This window comes from Rhizobium indigoferae (assembly GCF_034554815.1).
In the GTDB taxonomy this organism is placed as follows: Bacteria; Pseudomonadota; Alphaproteobacteria; order Rhizobiales; family Rhizobiaceae; genus Rhizobium; species Rhizobium leguminosarum.
On the sequence record NZ_CP140637.1, the window covers coordinates 453,319 to 469,656 of the forward strand.

At 57.2% G+C, this 16,338-nt stretch carries 15 protein-coding genes; 7 read left to right on the forward strand and 8 right to left on the reverse strand.

The genetic code is table 11. The features are described 5' to 3' along the window. Positions 1–25 precede the first annotated feature (25 nt). The 3 genes from arcC to arcA are packed head-to-tail and all read right to left on the reverse strand — an operon-like array spanning position 26 to position 3,239. The gene (gene arcC, locus U5G49_RS28650; protein ID WP_018444905.1) at positions 26–964 is read right to left on the reverse strand and encodes a carbamate kinase; all 939 of its coding nucleotides are present in this window, start codon (positions 962–964) and stop codon (positions 26–28) included. A 1-nt stretch (position 965) separates the two neighbouring features. Further along, positions 966–1,970, reverse strand: a complete 1,005-nt coding sequence (locus U5G49_RS28655) for an ornithine carbamoyltransferase (RefSeq protein WP_018245781.1) — start codon at positions 1,968–1,970, stop codon at positions 966–968. Between the two features lie 39 nt (positions 1,971–2,009). Beyond that, positions 2,010–3,239, reverse strand: coding sequence for an arginine deiminase (arcA, locus tag U5G49_RS28660; protein ID WP_193442902.1), 1,230 nt, complete (start codon positions 3,237–3,239; stop codon positions 2,010–2,012). A gap of 153 nt (positions 3,240–3,392) precedes the next feature. On the opposite strand from arcA, the gene U5G49_RS28665 reads away from it, so the two are divergent. The 4 genes from U5G49_RS28665 (at position 3,393) to U5G49_RS28680 (ending at position 7,876) form a co-directional block, all read left to right on the forward strand. Continuing rightward, the gene (locus tag U5G49_RS28665) at positions 3,393–3,614 is read left to right on the forward strand and encodes a hypothetical protein (protein ID WP_193442900.1); all 222 of its coding nucleotides are present in this window, start codon (positions 3,393–3,395) and stop codon (positions 3,612–3,614) included. Positions 3,615–4,117: 503 nt separating this feature from the next. Continuing rightward, positions 4,118–5,317, forward strand: coding sequence for a sensor histidine kinase (locus tag U5G49_RS28670; protein ID WP_193442898.1), 1,200 nt, complete (start codon positions 4,118–4,120; stop codon positions 5,315–5,317). Positions 5,318–5,321: 4 nt separating this feature from the next. Beyond that, positions 5,322–5,990, forward strand: coding sequence for a response regulator transcription factor (locus U5G49_RS28675; protein ID WP_193442896.1), 669 nt, complete (start codon positions 5,322–5,324; stop codon positions 5,988–5,990). A gap of 92 nt (positions 5,991–6,082) precedes the next feature. Beyond that, positions 6,083–7,876 carry a hypothetical protein gene (locus tag U5G49_RS28680; protein ID WP_193442894.1) on the forward strand — a complete coding sequence of 598 codons (1,794 nt, stop codon included), beginning with the start codon at positions 6,083–6,085 and terminating at the stop codon, positions 7,874–7,876. A 7-nt stretch (positions 7,877–7,883) separates the two neighbouring features. On the opposite strand, the gene U5G49_RS28685 is transcribed toward U5G49_RS28680, so the two are convergent. Continuing rightward, the gene (locus U5G49_RS28685; RefSeq protein ID WP_193442891.1) at positions 7,884–8,843 is read right to left on the reverse strand and encodes a hypothetical protein; all 960 of its coding nucleotides are present in this window, start codon (positions 8,841–8,843) and stop codon (positions 7,884–7,886) included. 159 nt (positions 8,844–9,002) lie between these two features. Here U5G49_RS28685 and U5G49_RS28690 point away from each other — a divergent pair, with 159 nt between their 5' ends. Continuing rightward, positions 9,003–9,644: a helix-turn-helix domain-containing protein gene (locus tag U5G49_RS28690; RefSeq protein WP_193442889.1), complete on the forward strand. Its 642-nt coding sequence runs from the start codon at positions 9,003–9,005 to the stop codon at positions 9,642–9,644. A gap of 88 nt (positions 9,645–9,732) precedes the next feature. Next, positions 9,733–10,035, forward strand: a complete 303-nt coding sequence (locus U5G49_RS28695) for a hypothetical protein (RefSeq protein ID WP_018444912.1) — start codon at positions 9,733–9,735, stop codon at positions 10,033–10,035. On the opposite strand, the gene U5G49_RS28700 is transcribed toward U5G49_RS28695, so the two are convergent. Beyond that, positions 10,032–10,172: a hypothetical protein gene (locus U5G49_RS28700; protein WP_193442887.1), complete on the reverse strand. Its 141-nt coding sequence runs from the start codon at positions 10,170–10,172 to the stop codon at positions 10,032–10,034. The two genes, U5G49_RS28695 and U5G49_RS28700, sit on opposite strands and share 4 nt — an antisense overlap. 933 nt (positions 10,173–11,105) lie before the next feature. Here U5G49_RS28700 and U5G49_RS28705 point away from each other — a divergent pair. Continuing rightward, entirely contained in the window at positions 11,106–12,731 is a 1,626-nt protein-coding gene (locus tag U5G49_RS28705) for an ArnT family glycosyltransferase (protein ID WP_193442884.1), read from the forward strand. Positions 12,732–12,894: 163 nt separating this feature from the next. On the opposite strand, the gene U5G49_RS28710 is transcribed toward U5G49_RS28705, so the two are convergent. The 3 genes from U5G49_RS28710 to U5G49_RS28720 form a co-directional block, all read right to left on the reverse strand. After that, the gene (locus U5G49_RS28710; RefSeq protein ID WP_193443052.1) at positions 12,895–13,959 is read right to left on the reverse strand and encodes an acyltransferase family protein; all 1,065 of its coding nucleotides are present in this window, start codon (positions 13,957–13,959) and stop codon (positions 12,895–12,897) included. 269 nt (positions 13,960–14,228) lie between these two features. After that, entirely contained in the window at positions 14,229–14,999 is a 771-nt protein-coding gene (locus U5G49_RS28715) for an alpha/beta fold hydrolase (protein WP_193442881.1), read from the reverse strand. A gap of 309 nt (positions 15,000–15,308) precedes the next feature. Continuing rightward, positions 15,309–16,061, reverse strand: a complete 753-nt coding sequence (locus tag U5G49_RS28720; protein ID WP_193443050.1) for an SDR family oxidoreductase — start codon at positions 16,059–16,061, stop codon at positions 15,309–15,311. Between the last annotated feature and the right edge of the window lie 277 nt (positions 16,062–16,338).

A 16,338-nucleotide genomic window follows, 5' to 3' on the forward strand; every position in this document is an offset into this window, starting at 1 on the left:
TTTCACATTGAAACGTGCGCCGCCCTCAAGCGTACCAGCTCAGGCCGGTGAAACCACTGCTGATGATCGTTCCGCGCTCGCCGCGCACCATGGCAGCTATATCCACCAGGGCGCCAATTGCCGTGCTCTTTCCGCTGGCCTGAGCAAAATGGCAGGCGGCATCGACCTTCGGGCCCATCGAACCGGCCGGGAAGGAAAATTGCCTGAGATCGTCAGGCCGGGCTTTATGGATGGACTTCTGAGACGGCTTGCCCCAGTCCGTGCAGACGGCCTGGGCGTCTGTTGCCAGGATGAGGAGGTCGGCATCAAGTTCGCGCGCCAGAAGTTCTGAGCACAAATCCTTGTCGATCACGGCTTCGACGCCGATGAGCTTCCGGTCGCTGCCTTTTTCGTACATCGTCGGGATACCACCGCCGCCGGCACAAATGACGATCGTCCGCTGCTCCAGCAGCCACCGCACCGGACGGACCTCAAAGATGCGCTTCGGCAGCGGTGATGCGACGACACGCCGCCACTTTTCACCATCCTGCTTGAACACCCAGCCCTTCTCCGTGCGGATGCGCTCGGCATCCGCCTTCTCATAGATCGGGCCGACGAACTTGGTCGGGTTGCTGAAGCCCGGATCGTCGGCATCGACCTCGACCATCGTCAGAAGCGTTGCCAGTGGCTGCTCGAACGGCAGCAAATTGCCGAGTTCCTGCTCCAGCATGTAGCCGATCATGCCCTCGGTTTCCGCCCCCAGCACATCGAGCGGATAGGCCTCGTCGGGCTTGTAGGCCGCGCCCTGAAGCGCGAGCAGCCCGACCTGAGGCCCGTTGCCGTGGGTTATGATCAACTCATGTTCGGCCGCCAACGGCGCGATCGCTTCCGCAGCGATGCGCGCATTCCGCCGCTGAACATCCGCGGTCATGGCCTCTCCACGCCGGAGAAGAGCATTGCCGCCAAGCGCAATAACCACACGCATTTTAGTCTCCCAGAGTGGCGACAAGCAGCGCCTTGATGGTGTGCAGGCGGTTTTCGGCCTGCTCGAAGGCGATATTGGCTTCGGACTCGAAGACGTCATTGGTCACTTCGAGGCCGTTGCTCATGCCGTAATCCTCGGCAATCTGCTTGCCCAATGTCGTCTCGGTATCGTGGTATGCCGGCAGGCAATGCATGAACTTCGTCTGAAAGTTGCCCGTTGCCTTCATCAAAGCGTCGTTGACCTGGTAAGGCGTCAACAATTTGATGCGTTCGCGCCAGACGTCCTTTGGCTCGCCCATCGAGACCCAGACATCCGTGTGAATGAAATCGACACCTTGCACGGCCTCCTTGGGGTCGTCGGTAACGAGCAGGCGCGCACCGGATTTCTCCTTCAGGTCCTCGGCGATTTTCATGTACTCCCGGGACGGCCAGAGCGATTTCGGGCCGCAGATGCGCACATCCATTCCCACCAGGCACCCGACGATCAGCAGCGAGTGCCCCATGTTCGAGCGCGTGTCGCCCACATAGGCATACTTGATGTCCGCAATCGGCTTGTCGCTGTGCTCGCGCATGGTCATCACGTCGGCCAGCATCTGCGTTGGATGGTATTCATCCGTCAGACCGTTATAGACCGGCACGCCTGCAAAACGGGCGAGTGTCTCCACGCCCTGCTGCGCAGCTCCGCGATATTCGATGGCATCAAACATGCGGCCGAGAACGCGGGCAGTGTCCTTGAAGGATTCCTTGTGCCCGATCTGCGAACCGGACGGATCAAGATAGGTCACGTTGGCGCCCTGATCCGAACAGGCAACTTCGAAGGCGCATCTGGTGCGCGTGGAGGTTTTCTCGAAGATCAGGCAAATTTCCTTGCCTTTCAGGTGCTCTTGCTCAGTGCGTGCATATTTGGCGCGCTTGAGGTCGCGGGCGAGATCGAGAAGGTATCGGAATTCCCGCGGGGTGTAGTCCTGCACGGTCAGAAGTGAACGATTGCGCAGATTGAAGCTCATTGTCTTGCTCCGTCGAGGCTGTTTCGTGGATGCGATGTGTTAGTATGCGGGGTCGCGCCATATCGGGCATGTCATGCAGTGCCCGCCGCCGCGGCCGCGGCCGAGTTCGGAGCCGCGAATGGTGATGACCTCAACGCCTGCTTTGCGCAGAAGCGTATTCGTGTACGTGTTGCGGTCGTAAGCGACGACCACGCCGGGCTCGAGCGCAACGACATTGTTGCCGTCGTCCCATTGTTCTCGTTCGGCCTGATAGGAATTGCCGCCGGTCTCGACAATGCGCAGTTTCGGCAAATCTAGCGCTTCGCTGACGACATCGAGCATGGGGCGATTTTCGGGATGGATCTCGAATGTGCCCTCGTCATCCTTGGGATACATGCTGTAGCAGCGGATCTGATCGACAACCTCGGCAAACAGCGTAACGACATCGCGATCGCAGAAACTGAAAACGGTATCGAGATGCATTGCCGCGCGGCTCTTCGGCATCAGACAGGCGATCACCCGCTTTACGGCATTGCCCCTGAACAGGGCCTGCGCCACCTGACCGACTGCCTGATAGGTGGTGCGCTCGCCCATGCCGATTAGGACAGTGCCGTTCCCAATCGGCATGACGTCGCCACCCTCCATGGAGGCATTGGCAAACTGGCCGTCTGAATCACCCCACCAGATCCGGAAATCGCTCCCGAGAAAGATCGGGTGAAACTTGTAGATCGCGCGCTGGATCAGCGTCTCGGCGCGTCTTGCTGGCCAGAACATCGGGTTGCAGGTCACACCGCCGTAAATCCAGCAGGACGGGTCACGCTGGAACAAGGTATTGGGAATCGGCGGGATGACAAACTCCGTTTCCTGCAAGGCGCTGAGCATCAGCGACTTTGCCTTGACATCCGGCAGGTCGGAAATCGCGATCCCGCCGATCATAAATGCGGCAAGCTGCGTGGCCGGCATTTCGTCAAGCCATGGCCGCATCGCCTCGGCGATCTGCGAGCCGAGCACATTCGGGGTGATGCGCCGATCCAATATGAAGTCTCGCGCCTGCTTGTTAGCGAGCGCCTGACCGAGCATATCGTGGAGTTCTAGAACCTCGACACCTCTCTCCTGCATTTTCAGGACAAAATCATAATGATCCTTCTGTGCCTCATGGACCCATAGGACGTCGTCAAAAAGCAGATCATGGCAGTTTGCAGGCGTCAGCCGCTGATGTGCCAGAGACGGTCTGCACACCATGACGGTTCTCAGCTTTCCAACCTCGGAATGAACACCAAAACCACGCATGCGGTCCTCCCCGGTCTTCGTATAGCGGCCGCGCCGCCGGCTCTTTGAACACAATCAAACGATTTTGGCCGGTCATGTCATTGATCGCAGACAAGGTGCGCTGCAGCATCCTGCGATTGGGCACATTCAATGGAGGCGTGAAACTTCGCCTCGATGGATCTGCCATATGCGCCAATGGGTGGGGTGGACTTCCAGTCGTTCACCGGTCATGGCATTCGCCCAACCATCAGGCAGGCGCCGACATGGAAAAATCAGGGCATCAACGCCTTGATCGCCGATGACGGCGAGTTCTATATCCTCTTCGAATGGAGCTTCGACAATCAACCGCCACATCACCGAATCCTCCACGACGATGCACCAGCATCAATTGGATAGAACATCCTCTCGGCTTGCCAGCACTCGGCCGACGTGCTTACTCCTCAAGCGCTTCGCACTTGTCGCGACTACGCTTGCCTGTCCCAACTCGGCGATGAGGCGATCAATGGCGATTTCACGTGGGGAAAAACATCCTGTCAGTGCGACAATCGCTCATCCTATATAGAAAGTCAGATTGCCATTACGGGTCTGTGTCACCCATTCGATGACTTCAGACGCCAGTTTCTTTGGCTTTCAGTTTGAACCAGCCACTTGTTGGAACGGGCGGCCGCCCATTTGCCTGCCATAGTAGCGGAACAATCACGCCCGGGCATTGCGCCGGATCAATGGAGATGAGGAAGCCCGAAATATCGCGAGCTTCTCGCTGGGGGGCGCAAGACGACAATAGAGCCTACGCGATGCTACACCGCTCATCCGTTCAAAGGTGGTAATCTTGCATCATTATCGACGAGCAAAACGGTCCAGCGACTGCATAACTTCTCGGATGAGCGCAGGAGACCATCATGTCCATCAAGATGGAAACGCCGCATGTTGCAGAGTACGGTCCTGACGTTTCAACTATGGTCGAAGGGGACTCGTTCATACTAGGGCGCAGCCAACCTTCACGCGTGCTCCGCGAGGAAGATGAAGCGCCCAGGATGGACTGGATCCGGAAGCTCTACGAACACATGCCGGATGCGGTGTTTTTTATCACCGACAGCCATCATATTTCGGCCTGCAACAAAACGGCAGTCGCCCTGTTTGGCTATGACGAAAGCGAATTGGTCGGCCACAAGATCGACTTCGTCTGGCACTCGACACCAGATGTTGAACTAAGAGGACGCTGGGCAGACCAAGGCGCAGTGCGCGCCGGTCTTGCCATCACCAAAGGCGGCGCTCAATTCCCGACTGCCCTTACAATCATCAGGGGGCAGGATGCAAAGGAGGGCTTCACTGCAGCGATTTTTGAGGACTTCCGCGCCGAGCGCGAGACATTGCTGCAGGTTCAGGAGCTTCAATGCGAGATTGCACGCCTCGCAAGAATAACTGCACTAGGCGAAATGGCATCGACCCTTGCCCATGAGCTTTCACAACCGCTCTCGTCAATCGCTGCTTATTCGCAGGGATGCAGACGCCTTGTCATGAATGATCACCGTCGATGCGGCGAGAAGCTTCGCGAAGCCCTATCGGACATTACGCAAGATGCTCTGTGGGCAGGAACGATCGTCCAGAACATAAGAGACTTGGTAAAGCCCGGCGCTGGCGCAAGAAAACGGGAAGCGATGCACGAGTTGATCCATGAGGCGACCACACTCGCGTTCGTCGGATCACAGCGCAAGGGGCTCCATGCGGATCTCCGCCTCGAAGCGGCGTGGGACACGGTCATTGTCGACCGTGTCCAGATCGTGCAGGTGTTGACAAACCTTGTTCGCAATGCCCTGGAGGCAACTGACGATGTCGATCAGCCCCATATTGCGATCCGAACCAAATCCGACACATCTTCTCATCTCGTTGTCGAAGTGTCTGACAACGGCTGCGGTATTGCAGCCGAGATCGAGGAGGCATTGTTCCGTCCCTTCGTGACCAGTAAACCGCGCGGCCTCGGCATGGGGCTGGCCTTGTCCAAGCGCATTGTCGAAGCCCATGGAGGCCGCATAACAGCGCGCAAGGGGATGGATTGCGGTTCGATGCTCTGTTTCTCGCTTCCGCTGGCGGAGATCTAAACCGATGGCAAACGACCTCACGATCCATCTCGTTGACGACGAGGAGTCGCTCAGACGGTCGGTGACATTCCTATTGGTATCGGCAGGTTTTGCCGTTCGCGCGCATAGCTGCGCAAAGGCGTTTCTCGAACTTCTGCCCCTTTCCGGGAGGAACTGCCTTGTTACCGACCTCCGCATGCCGCATATCGACGGCATCGAACTGCTCCACCGCTTGCACGATTTCAACACGGACGTTCCGACGATCGTTATCACCGGCCAGGGCGACGTTGCCACAGCCGTTCTGGCGATGAAGGCCGGAGCATCAGACTTCCTGGAAAAACCTCTCAAAGAAGAAGCGTTGATGGCAGCCATCAACGGAGCGATGGGACAAAGACGTCCCGGCAGGGCGATTGCCGATCCCGAAAGTGTGGCGGCACGACTTCGTCAACTCACGGACCGCGAACACCAAGTCCTCATCGGCGTGCTTGACGGCCTGCAGAACAAGATGATCGCCTATCATCTAGGCATCAGTTCGCGGACGGTGGAAGTCCACCGTGCCAATGTGATGGCAAAAATGGGCGCGCGCAACCTGACGGAGCTCATGTGGATGGCCATTACTATTGACGCGACCAGACAGCGATCTGAAATCGAGAGGGGCGTGCCCGCCGGCCACATAATGCCCCACCTTCGCTGATCGGAAAGCAATCCTTGCAAGCAAAGACATGTAGGATATGATGCGTTAGAAGATGCTTAAATAATAGCGCGATCTTGTCGTGGGGGCGGGTCATGGGAAGCGCAAAGGTCAACACTTTCCGCAGTTTTGAGCCGACAGCAGACGAAATCTGCCTGCAAGTCGAGCGCATCCTCATGAGCGAGGAATTTCACACCCCGAAACGGGGGCGAAATTTCCTGGAATTTGTCGTCAACGAGACACTTGCGGGTCGATCGGGGTTTTTGAAGGCCTTTACGATAGCAAATATGGTTTTCGGCCGGGAAGCATCATTCGATCCGCAAAACGATCCGGTCGTCCGGATCGAGGCCGGCCGAATAAGAAAAGCCCTCGAGCGCTACTACCTTGTCGCGGGCCAAGCGGACGAGGTCATCATTACCCTGCCGAAAGGCGGATATGTTCCCCGTTTCGAATATGCTCAGGATGCGCTCGACCCCGTATCTGAGCCCGTATCTGAGAAAGCGCTGGAAAAATCGCCGGCCGGGGGACTGGATGATCAAGACGATCCGCGTCCGGACATAGGTCGCAGAGCGAGGCCAGTCGCTCTTGGCCTTGGAGCCACTCTCGTCACCGTTCTTGCGCTTCTGCTCCTCGCTCTTGCTGGCGCACTTTCGGTTTCGCGGAATGTCTCAACCCGGGCACCGCCGCCGGGATCCGCGCAACCAAAAGTGGTTGTCGATTTTTTTGCCGAGAGCGGCCTCATTGGCGCCGGTTCGGACATCGCGCGTGGCCTGAGGGACGACGTCATCGGCCAACTCGCTCAGTTTGATGACATCGTCGTGGTTACTGGCTCGATACGCGGCGAAGCTGCTGACGGCGCCGCCTATGCGCTCCAGGGCAATGTCCAGCTCGATGGCAGCAGGATGCGCGCCGCTGCGAGGTTGGTGCGTCAATCCGATGGTGCCGTCATATGGGCCGACAATTATGATGCTAATCTCGATGTTCAAAACAAGCTTGTGATTCAAGCCGATGTCGCCGGGAAAATCGCCAGCGCGATTGCACAGCCCTATGGCGCTATCTTCCAAGCCGATAAGGAAACGATCGCCAGGCCTGCGGAGAATGGCGGCTCGGACGCCTATGCCTGCACCTTGATCTATTACAGCTACCGGCAGACCATGACTGAACAAAGCCATCGGAAAACACGCGAATGCCTGCAACAGACAATCCAGCGCTTTCCCGATAACGCATCCTCTTGGGCCCTCCTGTCCATGGTCTATCTTGACGAGATACGTTTTCGCTACAAACTCGGCACGCCAGCTTCAGCCCAGCCCCTCGAACTGGCGATTGCTGCGGCGGAACGGGCAATATCGCTGGCGCCCGGCAATCCGCGCGTGCTTCGGGCCCAGATGCTGGTGAGCTTCTTCAGAGGGGATATCGGGAAGGCGCTGACGGCCGGGACCTCTGCCTATGCCGCAAATCCAGACGATGTCGAAGTAGCAGGCGAATACGGCTCCCGCCTTGCGATGTCAGGAAAATGGCAATCAGGTTGCGAATTGCTGTCGATCGCTCTCAGCAGGAACGCCGGACCTAAAGGCTTTTATGAGGTCGGCATGGCATTATGCGCCTTCATGAGAGGCGATATCGAAGCGGCGGAGCAGTGGTCGCGACGGTCCGATCTCGATGGCAACCCCATGCACCATCTCTTGCTGCTGTCCATTCTCGGGACCGCCGGAAAGACGAATGAAGCCAGACTGGAACGGGAATGGCTCAACACCCACGCGCCCGAAATGATGGGCAATGTCCGTGCGGAGGTCTCTCTGCGTTTGCAAAGACCGGAAGACCAGGAGCTGTTCCTCAACGGCCTGCGCGCCGCGGGAATGGTCATTCCTCCTGTCAACACGCCAAGATAGTTACGGGTCAGGGCCCTGCGTCGCCAAGCTTGCCAAATTTTGAAATCTCCATCGCGATTTGCACGGCGATGTCGTCCTCGACATCGAGAATGGTCTGGCCACTCAGATCGCGATCATATTGATTTGCCCAGACGACTACCCCGTCGGCGCCGTCGATCAGGCGGATATGCAGATGCACGATCGTGCTTTCGACAAGCGCACTTCCTTGCAGGTTGAAATGCGGTCCGCTCGTTACCGCGCCGGAGCGGCCTGGAGTAAGCACGACCAGGTTTTGCACCTCCATGAGTTTTGCAATCAGCTGATCGCCCAGTCCCTTTGCAAAATTAGCTGTCTGCACCGTGCCGTCGAGGGCGACGAGGGGGTCGACAGTAATCCTGATCCTGTTCGTCGGCGTTGAGGCAACAGGGGTCCGGGTCGCTTGCGGTGGTGATAGGTAGGATTCGAGTGGACGAATGAGGGCTAAGATCGCCATTGCCCCGAATAGCGCAGGGACACCAATCGGCAGCAGAAGATGGCGATAGGTCGTCGGCCCCTGCTGCCCAGTCTGGCTTTGTAGATTTTCGTGATCTTGCGAAGCGGCCACTTGGCTAGCAATCGACGTGTTTTCGCCGCTCGAAAACTGCGTTGCGTAGCCTCCTTTGGGAATTGTGATCCTTATCGGGTCGTTGCTTCCACACACGAGGTAATATCGCTCGAGTGCGCGGCGGATACGGCCGGCCTCTATGCGCACGACCGGATCATTCTGGGCATCGAAGGACGCGTCGCGTCCGAAAACGACCTGCGCGATCATATAGGCCTTGAGCCGTTCGCTGTGCCCTTCAAGCGTCTCTTCAACAATATACTGTAGAAAGCGACGCCCGCGCTCGGGAGCATGGAATTGCGGGCTGGCGAGTATACGTTCTAGCTGCTCGCGCACACTTGCCGGATCTTGAGATAAGTCGCTTTCCCCTCCCTCTTCCGATGCCATAAGACCTCCCACGACATTTTCGTGTCGCTCTCCCCAAAGGGCGAAAGTCTTATACACCGCAGAGTAATCCGGGGCTTCCGTAGCAATACGTAAGGGGTATCTCGAATATCGGGTCGCGCGGCAATTGCTTATGCTCCGATGCGGATAGGGGCGACGCCGATGCTTCAAAATCACGCAATAAATTACACGACTGCTCGAGGCCACCGGTATGGGGGCGCAGCCGCTACAACCAAGGATCAGTCGATTAGGCTCAAGGCCGATGAGACGATCTACAGCGAAGGCGAACACGCGCTTACGATCTACCACGTAGAAGCGGGCGCTGTGCGGATCTACAGACTGACGGCCGCCGGACAGAGATACATTCTGTCGTTTTACGGAAAGGGCGAATGGTTCGGGCTTGAAACGGGCGATATACGCACCGATTTTGCCGAAGCCGTCTGCGAAACCTGCGTCACGCCCTTTCGCGCCAATCATGACGCCGTCGCTCCCATCGATCTTCTGCACATTGCCTTGACTAATCTTGCCAAGGCGCAACACAAACAACTCGTCATCACCGAGCAGAGCGCACTGAAGCGCGTCGCGGCCTTTGTCTGCGAAATGGCCGACCGTCATCCGGGCGATTGCGAATTTGACATGATGATTTCCCGCAGCGATATCGCCGACTATCTTGGACTGACAGTCGAAACCGTTGCCCGCTGTTTCACGAAGCTCCGCGAAAAACGTATCCTTTGCCTGAACGGCAAACTGCAACGCATCGTTCGCCTTCTCGATCGCGATGCGCTGATCAGCCTCACGATCTAACGGCAAAGCATTCGCAGGTTCGATCTCAGAAAGAAGGACTTTGACGATGACGCATACATCTCGCCGGAAATCAGGCACATCGGGCAAAATGCTCTATGCGGGCTTGATATCGTTGGCCTTTCCCATGACGGCAGTTGTGGCGCAAGACAATCCGTTTGATCAGTTCCCCGTGGTTATCCAGTGCAAATACCACGAAACCTTTCACGCCTTTTATCTGTCGCGTGTGTCTAAAGATGGAACTGCAACCTATTCTGCATCCGACCGGATCGCCGGCACCATCACGATCGACGGCAAGGCAAAGGCAATAGGCGCTGAAGGCGGAGGCAGTTGCGTCGGCAAAACCTTGTCAGAGCTTCGCGCATCGCACCAGGCCTACGACCTGAAACGCTAGGGCATCGAATTGAAATAAGAGATCCAGAGGATCTTTCGCATCCTGGCAAGGCTGACGCCTGCAATCGCTGCGTCCTCGGACTCGATCGCGGTGGTCGGGCCGGAGCAGACGACGATTAGTTCAACCCTGAGCTTCATAAAAGTTTCTTGAACGCCTCGATGCGGTGAAGCCCGGCGACTTATATGAAAAAATCCAAACCTCCGGCGTCGCGCTCCTCGACCGTCCGACGGACGCCGTCCTCAGCATCGGGCAGTAGGGTGCGCCTCAGCATCACGGGTTTGCACCGGCCTAACGTGACTTACCCGGCAAATGAATGTTTGCCATTTCTTGTTTTGCAGTGCACAATATTTGCTGCTAACAGGGACGTGAGCCGTTGAGAATTTGCATCTACAAATCAGATGAAGTTCCTGAAGTAACGCTGTTCTTACGAGAAGGCGTACCGGTGCCCGCACATCCGAAAAGCCAAAAGTGGCGGCACATAAAAGCAGTCGTTGGCGAAGAGGTAAGGGCGGACCTTCTGACGCAAATCGAGATCGGCAACGGATGTCTTTTTGTCAAGCTTGGGGCATCCCCGAAGCATTGATCTAGGCTGCTGGAGTTGAACGCTGTTCGGCCGCCATGTAAACATGCTCGCTCATTATCGTCCCCCGCTAGATCACCAATCGGCTGTCCTCAAGCAGCGCGCCGATAGCGGCGTGCATATCGCCCTTGAATAGGCCGATCACCTGCTTACGCTCATCGTCCTCCCACGGCTTCGCTGATCGGCGGCTCGCGCACTTCCGCACTCCATATCTGAGTTTTCAGATTGGCAGCCGCCCCGCCGATGTTCTTATTATGTTCTCATAATTCAATAATCAATCTGGGTGAATTGCTTTTTAAGGCTTTGCTGATGAACTGCCATCATGACAAAGCCGCCCCGCAAGCCGTCCGAGCCGCTGCTCGGTGAAGCCTACGAGCAGCTCCGCAGCCGACCGCGTCGGCGGCGAGATCCCGCTCAGCCTAATCTTCCTCACGATCCTATGCCGGCGCGTATCGCACCGCCTCGGCCGTCACGGAAGACAGGGTTTCAGATGACAGACGACCTGGAATTGAAGCAGGCCGAAGGTCAGCAATACCCGCAGGAGACGACCGACCGGGACATGGCTGCTGGCAACTACCTCAATACGGCGATCTTGCTGGGGATCCTGTTTATTGCAATCGTCTTCAGGTTCCACAAGATCACCTTGCCGCTGGTCGACGGGTTCAGCTGGCGCGAGATAAGCACTGCAATGATGGCCGACAATTTCCAGCAGCGCAGCTGGAACATCTTCTTTCCGGAACTCAGTTGGACCGGGCCCGGGCCAAGCTATCAGGGCCGCGAGTTCCAGATCGTCAGCTATCTCACAGCCCTGCTCTACCAACTCTTCGGTTGGCACGACTGGTTCGGCCGCATGGTTGCGGCCTCCTTCGGTCTCGTGACGGTGTTTTCGTTGCACAGGCTAACGGCCCTCTGCTGGGACGAGATGCGTGCCCACGCGGCGGCACTTGCCTACGCGCTGATGCCGGCGGCAATCATGATCGACAGCTCGTTTCTTCCCGATCCCGCGATGCTGGCCTTAGTGACCCTTGGCGTCTGGCTGTTCGCCAAATACTGGGCCGGCGGCAGCGGCTGGCTCTTGCCGCTCGCCACGGTCAGCTTCTCGCTCGGTGTGCTGTCAAAGCCACCAGGCATCGCTGCCGGTGCCGTCATCTTCTATCTGATGGTCTGCTGGATTCTGGAGAAGAAGCGAAAGCAGGCGACCTGGGTCTTCCTGTCGGGGCTTTTGAGCCTGGCCATCATCGGCGCTTATTTCAGCTGGGCGATTTATCTCGGCCGCAGCTATCCGCCGTTTCATGTCGCCGGCAGCGGCGGCTATATCTGGGATTACGGCTTCTGGACATATGTCAGGGACAGGTTCTACTTCAAATCCGTGTGGAACACCTCGGTCTTGTGGTTCTACGGCTATCCGTTCATGGTGCTGCTCGCGGTCGGCTTGTGGATGCCGGCCAGCCTCGCCGAAGACCCGAAGCAACGCACCCTTTCGGCCATTCCCTATGTGTGGCTGGCTGCCGCCCTAATCATCTATCTGGCAGCGGCGGGCGAAATCACCAGCAATGTGTGGAATCTCCACATCTTCCATGTGCCGGTCGCGATGTTCTGCGGTCGCGGCGCGCTTCTTCTGGCAACGCTTGCATCGAGAACCATTCTAACGCCGGCGGTGGTGCTTCGCTCGATCTGCATCGTGGCTCTCACGCTTGCCTGGTCGACCTTGCCGCTCGTCAGGACAATGAAGAAGCCGATCGCCATGAATGGCAAGCTGCTTGGCGAGGAACTGGCGCGGTTGGCGCAACCGGGCGATCTCGTCGTCGCCATCGCCCCCGAGGTCGGCGATCCCGTCGCAGTCTACTACAGCAGGGCGCGCGGCTGGGTATTCCCGCCTGGCGGAGGCGATGCGGAATGGTCGAAATTCGTCGCGGATGACGCCACTGCGATCGCGCAGCTCGAGGAACTGCGCGCGCAGGGCGCGGACCTGTTCGGCGTGGCCAAGAACGCCACCGACAAGCAGGACCTGCTGTTCGTCGAGCATCATGATGGGGTTGTCGACTATCTCGACAAGACCGCAACCAAGCTTGTGGATTCGGCTGATTTACTGATCTACAGGATCACCCGCCCATGAGAGCCGCGACAGGCTGGGGCCGTGGGCCTTGCCTTCCCTCGGAAAAGGAACCGCCAAATCGCGCCGGTCGTCCGCCACACAGACTATTGGCCGCATGAACTCGCCCTAATCCGTCGGACACGCTCTGGGTTGTTCACCGCTGACGATCTTTGGGAAAGCGCGCTTAAACTAATTTAGCGAAAAACTTCCTGCCCATGTAAGCACGGACAGGTTTATCGAAGTGGGTGAATAGAAAATGTGCTGCAGCAATAGCAGCTAAGAGCGTGCCGCTCACCGTGATTGCCAATGGTATGACACCATCGCTAGCGCTTTGGAACTGAGCGCCAAGTCGAATAATAGGCTGGTGAATAGCGTAGAGCGGATAAGACAACAATCCGAAGTATGCCGCGAGTGGCCGCTCCTCGTTGGGCGGAACTGCAGCTGCCAGAGCGACAACGACTGGAATTATAATAGTGATACAGAAAAAATCGTATAACCCCCTGGGGACGGAAAAGGGAAGGAATAGAACCACGATCAGGATAAAAAGCGGAATCTGAGGCGGGACCCTCCCGACGCGATGATTGATGTTCCAGCGAAAAATCAGAACACCGGCAAAAAATGAAAAACCGACTCTGACAAAACCTTCAAGGAATGTTCGCCAGTTCGAAAATCCAACTGGACCAATTGTCCCCTCGATGCCGACAATTTGGAAAAGCGCGACCGCGAAGAATGCGAGAAACGCGACATCGCCCCATAAACGAATTTTACGGCGAGCGGCCGATCCGTAAACGACGCTGGCGACCATTTCAAAGCAGAGTGACCAGAGTGGGCTGTTAATCGAGAACGCTTCTTGCCCCGCCAGTAGTCCCAAGGGCAGGAGAAGTAATGCACCCACGGTAAGAATTGGGATGTCGTGGAGAGAAATATGCGGTTCTGAAGCAAATACCGCCGCAAGAACGCCTACGGCAACACCGACCACGATCATGGGATAGAGGCGCGCCAGGCGCTTCAGGAAAAATGCACTGCTCCGCAAACCACCGGACCTTAGTTTTTGGTCATACCCGTTTGCGAGAACAAAACCGCTAAGGCAAAAAAAGAAATCCACGGCGAGATAGGCGTAAGAGCCAAGGCTGAAACCGAAGATCTGGCTCGCATGCAAGAGGACAACGGATAGCGCAGCTACCCCTCGAAGTTCGTCCAGAAACGCAATGTGGTTCGTCAATTTACCGGCCCTGCTACCGGAGGTCACATTGCCAAGTCTTCGTTTGCAACCGATTAACGGATGACCTGTTTTCTGGCTGACGGCTTGCATGCATAGCAGCCGCGGAGGTGAAAGACGCTAACAACAACGGGACGAACGCCGCACTCGATGACGGTGCCGCCGCACGGATAAAGCGCGAAGCATAGGCTAGGTTAAGCGCCTAGGCAGCGGCCTCGTATCCCGCGCTGTGGAATGCCTTACCATCGTCGCACCACGACCGGATCAATGTTGATCCGGTCGCAGAATCACAGTGCGGTCTATTTCCTGGATGCAGCGTCTTCAATGACCTTCGCGACTTTATCGGGATGAGAGACCATCACGACGTGAGACGCGCCTTTAACCACAACCGTCTCTTTCGAGCCCGCCCGCTCCGCCATCCATGCGAGCGCTGCCGGCGGTATGTTCTTATCCGCGTCACCATAGACGAACCAAGACGGGATCTTCCTCCAGCTCGCCGCAGTCGAGGCCTCGCCAAGAGCCTTATCAGTGATGGGGCGCTGTGTTGCGGCCATCAGCTTGCCCTCCGCCTTGGATACATCTGCAGCGAATTGATCGTGAAACGCGCTCTGCTTGATGTACAGATCCTTTACTCCACCATCCAACGGGACCGGCTCGCCAAGGGTCTGTGCGAGCGTGCTTCCCGGAAACTTACCTGAAAGCGCAACGGCGGTTTCTCCGACATCAGGCGCGAAGGCCGCGACGAAGACGAGCGATTTGACGTTGGCGCTGTCTGCTGCTGCCTCATTGATGACTGAGCCACCGTAGGAGTGACCGACGAGAACAACGTCCGTCTTCAGTCCCGCCACCACTTTGCGCACGTAATCGCCATCCGACGTCACGCTTCGAAGCGGATTAGCAACCGCCACCACCGGATATCCATCCTTTTCCAAACGTGTAATTACGCCATTCCAGCTGGAGGCGTCGGCGAATGCGCCATGCACAAGGACGACCGTCGGCTTCTCAGCCGCGTAGGCATTCAAAAAGCTTCCCGCAGTGATTGCGGCGGCGGCGACAAACATCTTCAACATAGCTTAACTCCTTTTGTATCGCGTACGATTATTTAATGCACAATCTTTTAGAAAGCAAGTCTTGGAATCCCGTTCACCTCGATTTGAAGATTGCGATGAGCCTTTGAGGTCGCGCTCATTGCTTAGACCAGGCCCGACAACTATGCCGGCCTATTGCCACATCCGGCTCGAACTCGACAAAACTCTTGCGATTCCGCCGGGCCTGGCCACTTGTCGTATTCAAAGGCGCCAGGGCTCTAATTGCAGCCAGGCGAAAGTTCAGTGGCAGATCCGTTAATCCCCTGCCGGGCGGGAGAGAAGCCGCACAGCCTACTCCCCCATCGATTGGTAGAGCCAGTCGGATAGCTTTTCGGTCGCCACCCGCGCACCTGCCTCAGGAAGCAGCGCGTCTTCAGTCAATTCAACACCGAAATACGATGCGGATGGATCCGTCACCACCTGCCGCTCATCCTCATTCGCGGTGAGATAGATCCGGGCGATTTCGTCGATACCGAATTGTTCCGGGCCGCTGATTTCGGCGATATCGTCCAACGGCGCTCCGACTGCCAATTCCGCCAGCAATGCGGCGACGTCGCTCGCTGCGACCGGCCTCATGAACGCCGGGGGCAATCGAAACACATCGCCATCAGCACCGGTATCGATCAATCCGCTGATGAACTCGTAAAACTGTGTGGAGCGGAGAATAGTATAGGGTCGGCCTGAAGCCCTGATGAGATTTTCCTGCACCATTTTCGCGCGAAAATAATCGCTTTCCACGAGACGAGGCGTGCCGACAACAGAGAGTGCAAGATAGTGCCTGACGCCAGCCTCGGTCGCGGCCGCGAGCAAATTCTTCGTCGAAGCCTTGAAAAAATCCAGTGCAGCACGGTCGCCGAATGATGCGGCATTGGTCACATCGACAATGACGTCTGTTCCCGCCACGGCCGCTTCGAGACCCTTGCCCGAAACCGTATCGACACCCAGCGACAATGATGCGGCCATTACCTCGTGACCTGAGCGGCGCAAGTTTTCGCTGAGCCGCGTTCCGATAAGGCCGCTTGCTCCAACCACCGTGATTTTCATATCAGCATCCTCCATCGCATGCCGTCTTCCCAAAACCGCGGCACCCTTTCGGGCGACATGCATTATAGCGCCGAGTTGCGCGGCGCGAACGGCGACACAATGACCGGAAAGCCAGACCCCTTCCACTATGTAAGAGGTCTAGCGGTTTATCCTTGGGATATAGCGGAGCCATCCCGAAGGTTAGGAAGACCAATCGGCAAGACGGAACGACATGCCGGTCTTCGGTCGCGCGGAAAATTCCGACCCGGCGCGGCGGCTACATCCCGCGCAATGCATG

Bases quoted from the DNA above. Each gene is read 5' to 3' on its own strand.
- arcC (WP_018444905.1), bottom strand. From the start codon at position 964: ATGCGTGTGGTTATTGCGCTTGGCGGCAATGCTCTTCTCCGGCGTGGA.
- U5G49_RS28655 (WP_018245781.1), bottom strand. From the start codon at position 1,970: ATGAGCTTCAATCTGCGCAATCGTTCACTTCTGACCGTGCAGGACTAC.
- arcA (WP_193442902.1), bottom strand. From the start codon at position 3,239: ATGCGTGGTTTTGGTGTTCATTCCGAGGTTGGAAAGCTGAGAACCGTC.
- U5G49_RS28665 (WP_193442900.1), top strand. From the start codon at position 3,393: ATGGATCTGCCATATGCGCCAATGGGTGGGGTGGACTTCCAGTCGTTC.
- U5G49_RS28670 (WP_193442898.1), top strand. From the start codon at position 4,118: ATGTCCATCAAGATGGAAACGCCGCATGTTGCAGAGTACGGTCCTGAC.
- U5G49_RS28675 (WP_193442896.1), top strand. From the start codon at position 5,322: ATGGCAAACGACCTCACGATCCATCTCGTTGACGACGAGGAGTCGCTC.
- U5G49_RS28680 (WP_193442894.1), top strand. From the start codon at position 6,083: ATGGGAAGCGCAAAGGTCAACACTTTCCGCAGTTTTGAGCCGACAGCA.
- U5G49_RS28685 (WP_193442891.1), bottom strand. From the start codon at position 8,843: ATGGCATCGGAAGAGGGAGGGGAAAGCGACTTATCTCAAGATCCGGCA.
- U5G49_RS28690 (WP_193442889.1), top strand. From the start codon at position 9,003: ATGCTTCAAAATCACGCAATAAATTACACGACTGCTCGAGGCCACCGG.
- U5G49_RS28695 (WP_018444912.1), top strand. From the start codon at position 9,733: ATGCTCTATGCGGGCTTGATATCGTTGGCCTTTCCCATGACGGCAGTT.
- U5G49_RS28700 (WP_193442887.1), bottom strand. From the start codon at position 10,172: ATGAAGCTCAGGGTTGAACTAATCGTCGTCTGCTCCGGCCCGACCACC.
- U5G49_RS28705 (WP_193442884.1), top strand. From the start codon at position 11,106: ATGACAGACGACCTGGAATTGAAGCAGGCCGAAGGTCAGCAATACCCG.
- U5G49_RS28715 (WP_193442881.1), bottom strand. From the start codon at position 14,999: ATGTTGAAGATGTTTGTCGCCGCCGCCGCAATCACTGCGGGAAGCTTT.
- U5G49_RS28720 (WP_193443050.1), bottom strand. From the start codon at position 16,061: ATGAAAATCACGGTGGTTGGAGCAAGCGGCCTTATCGGAACGCGGCTC.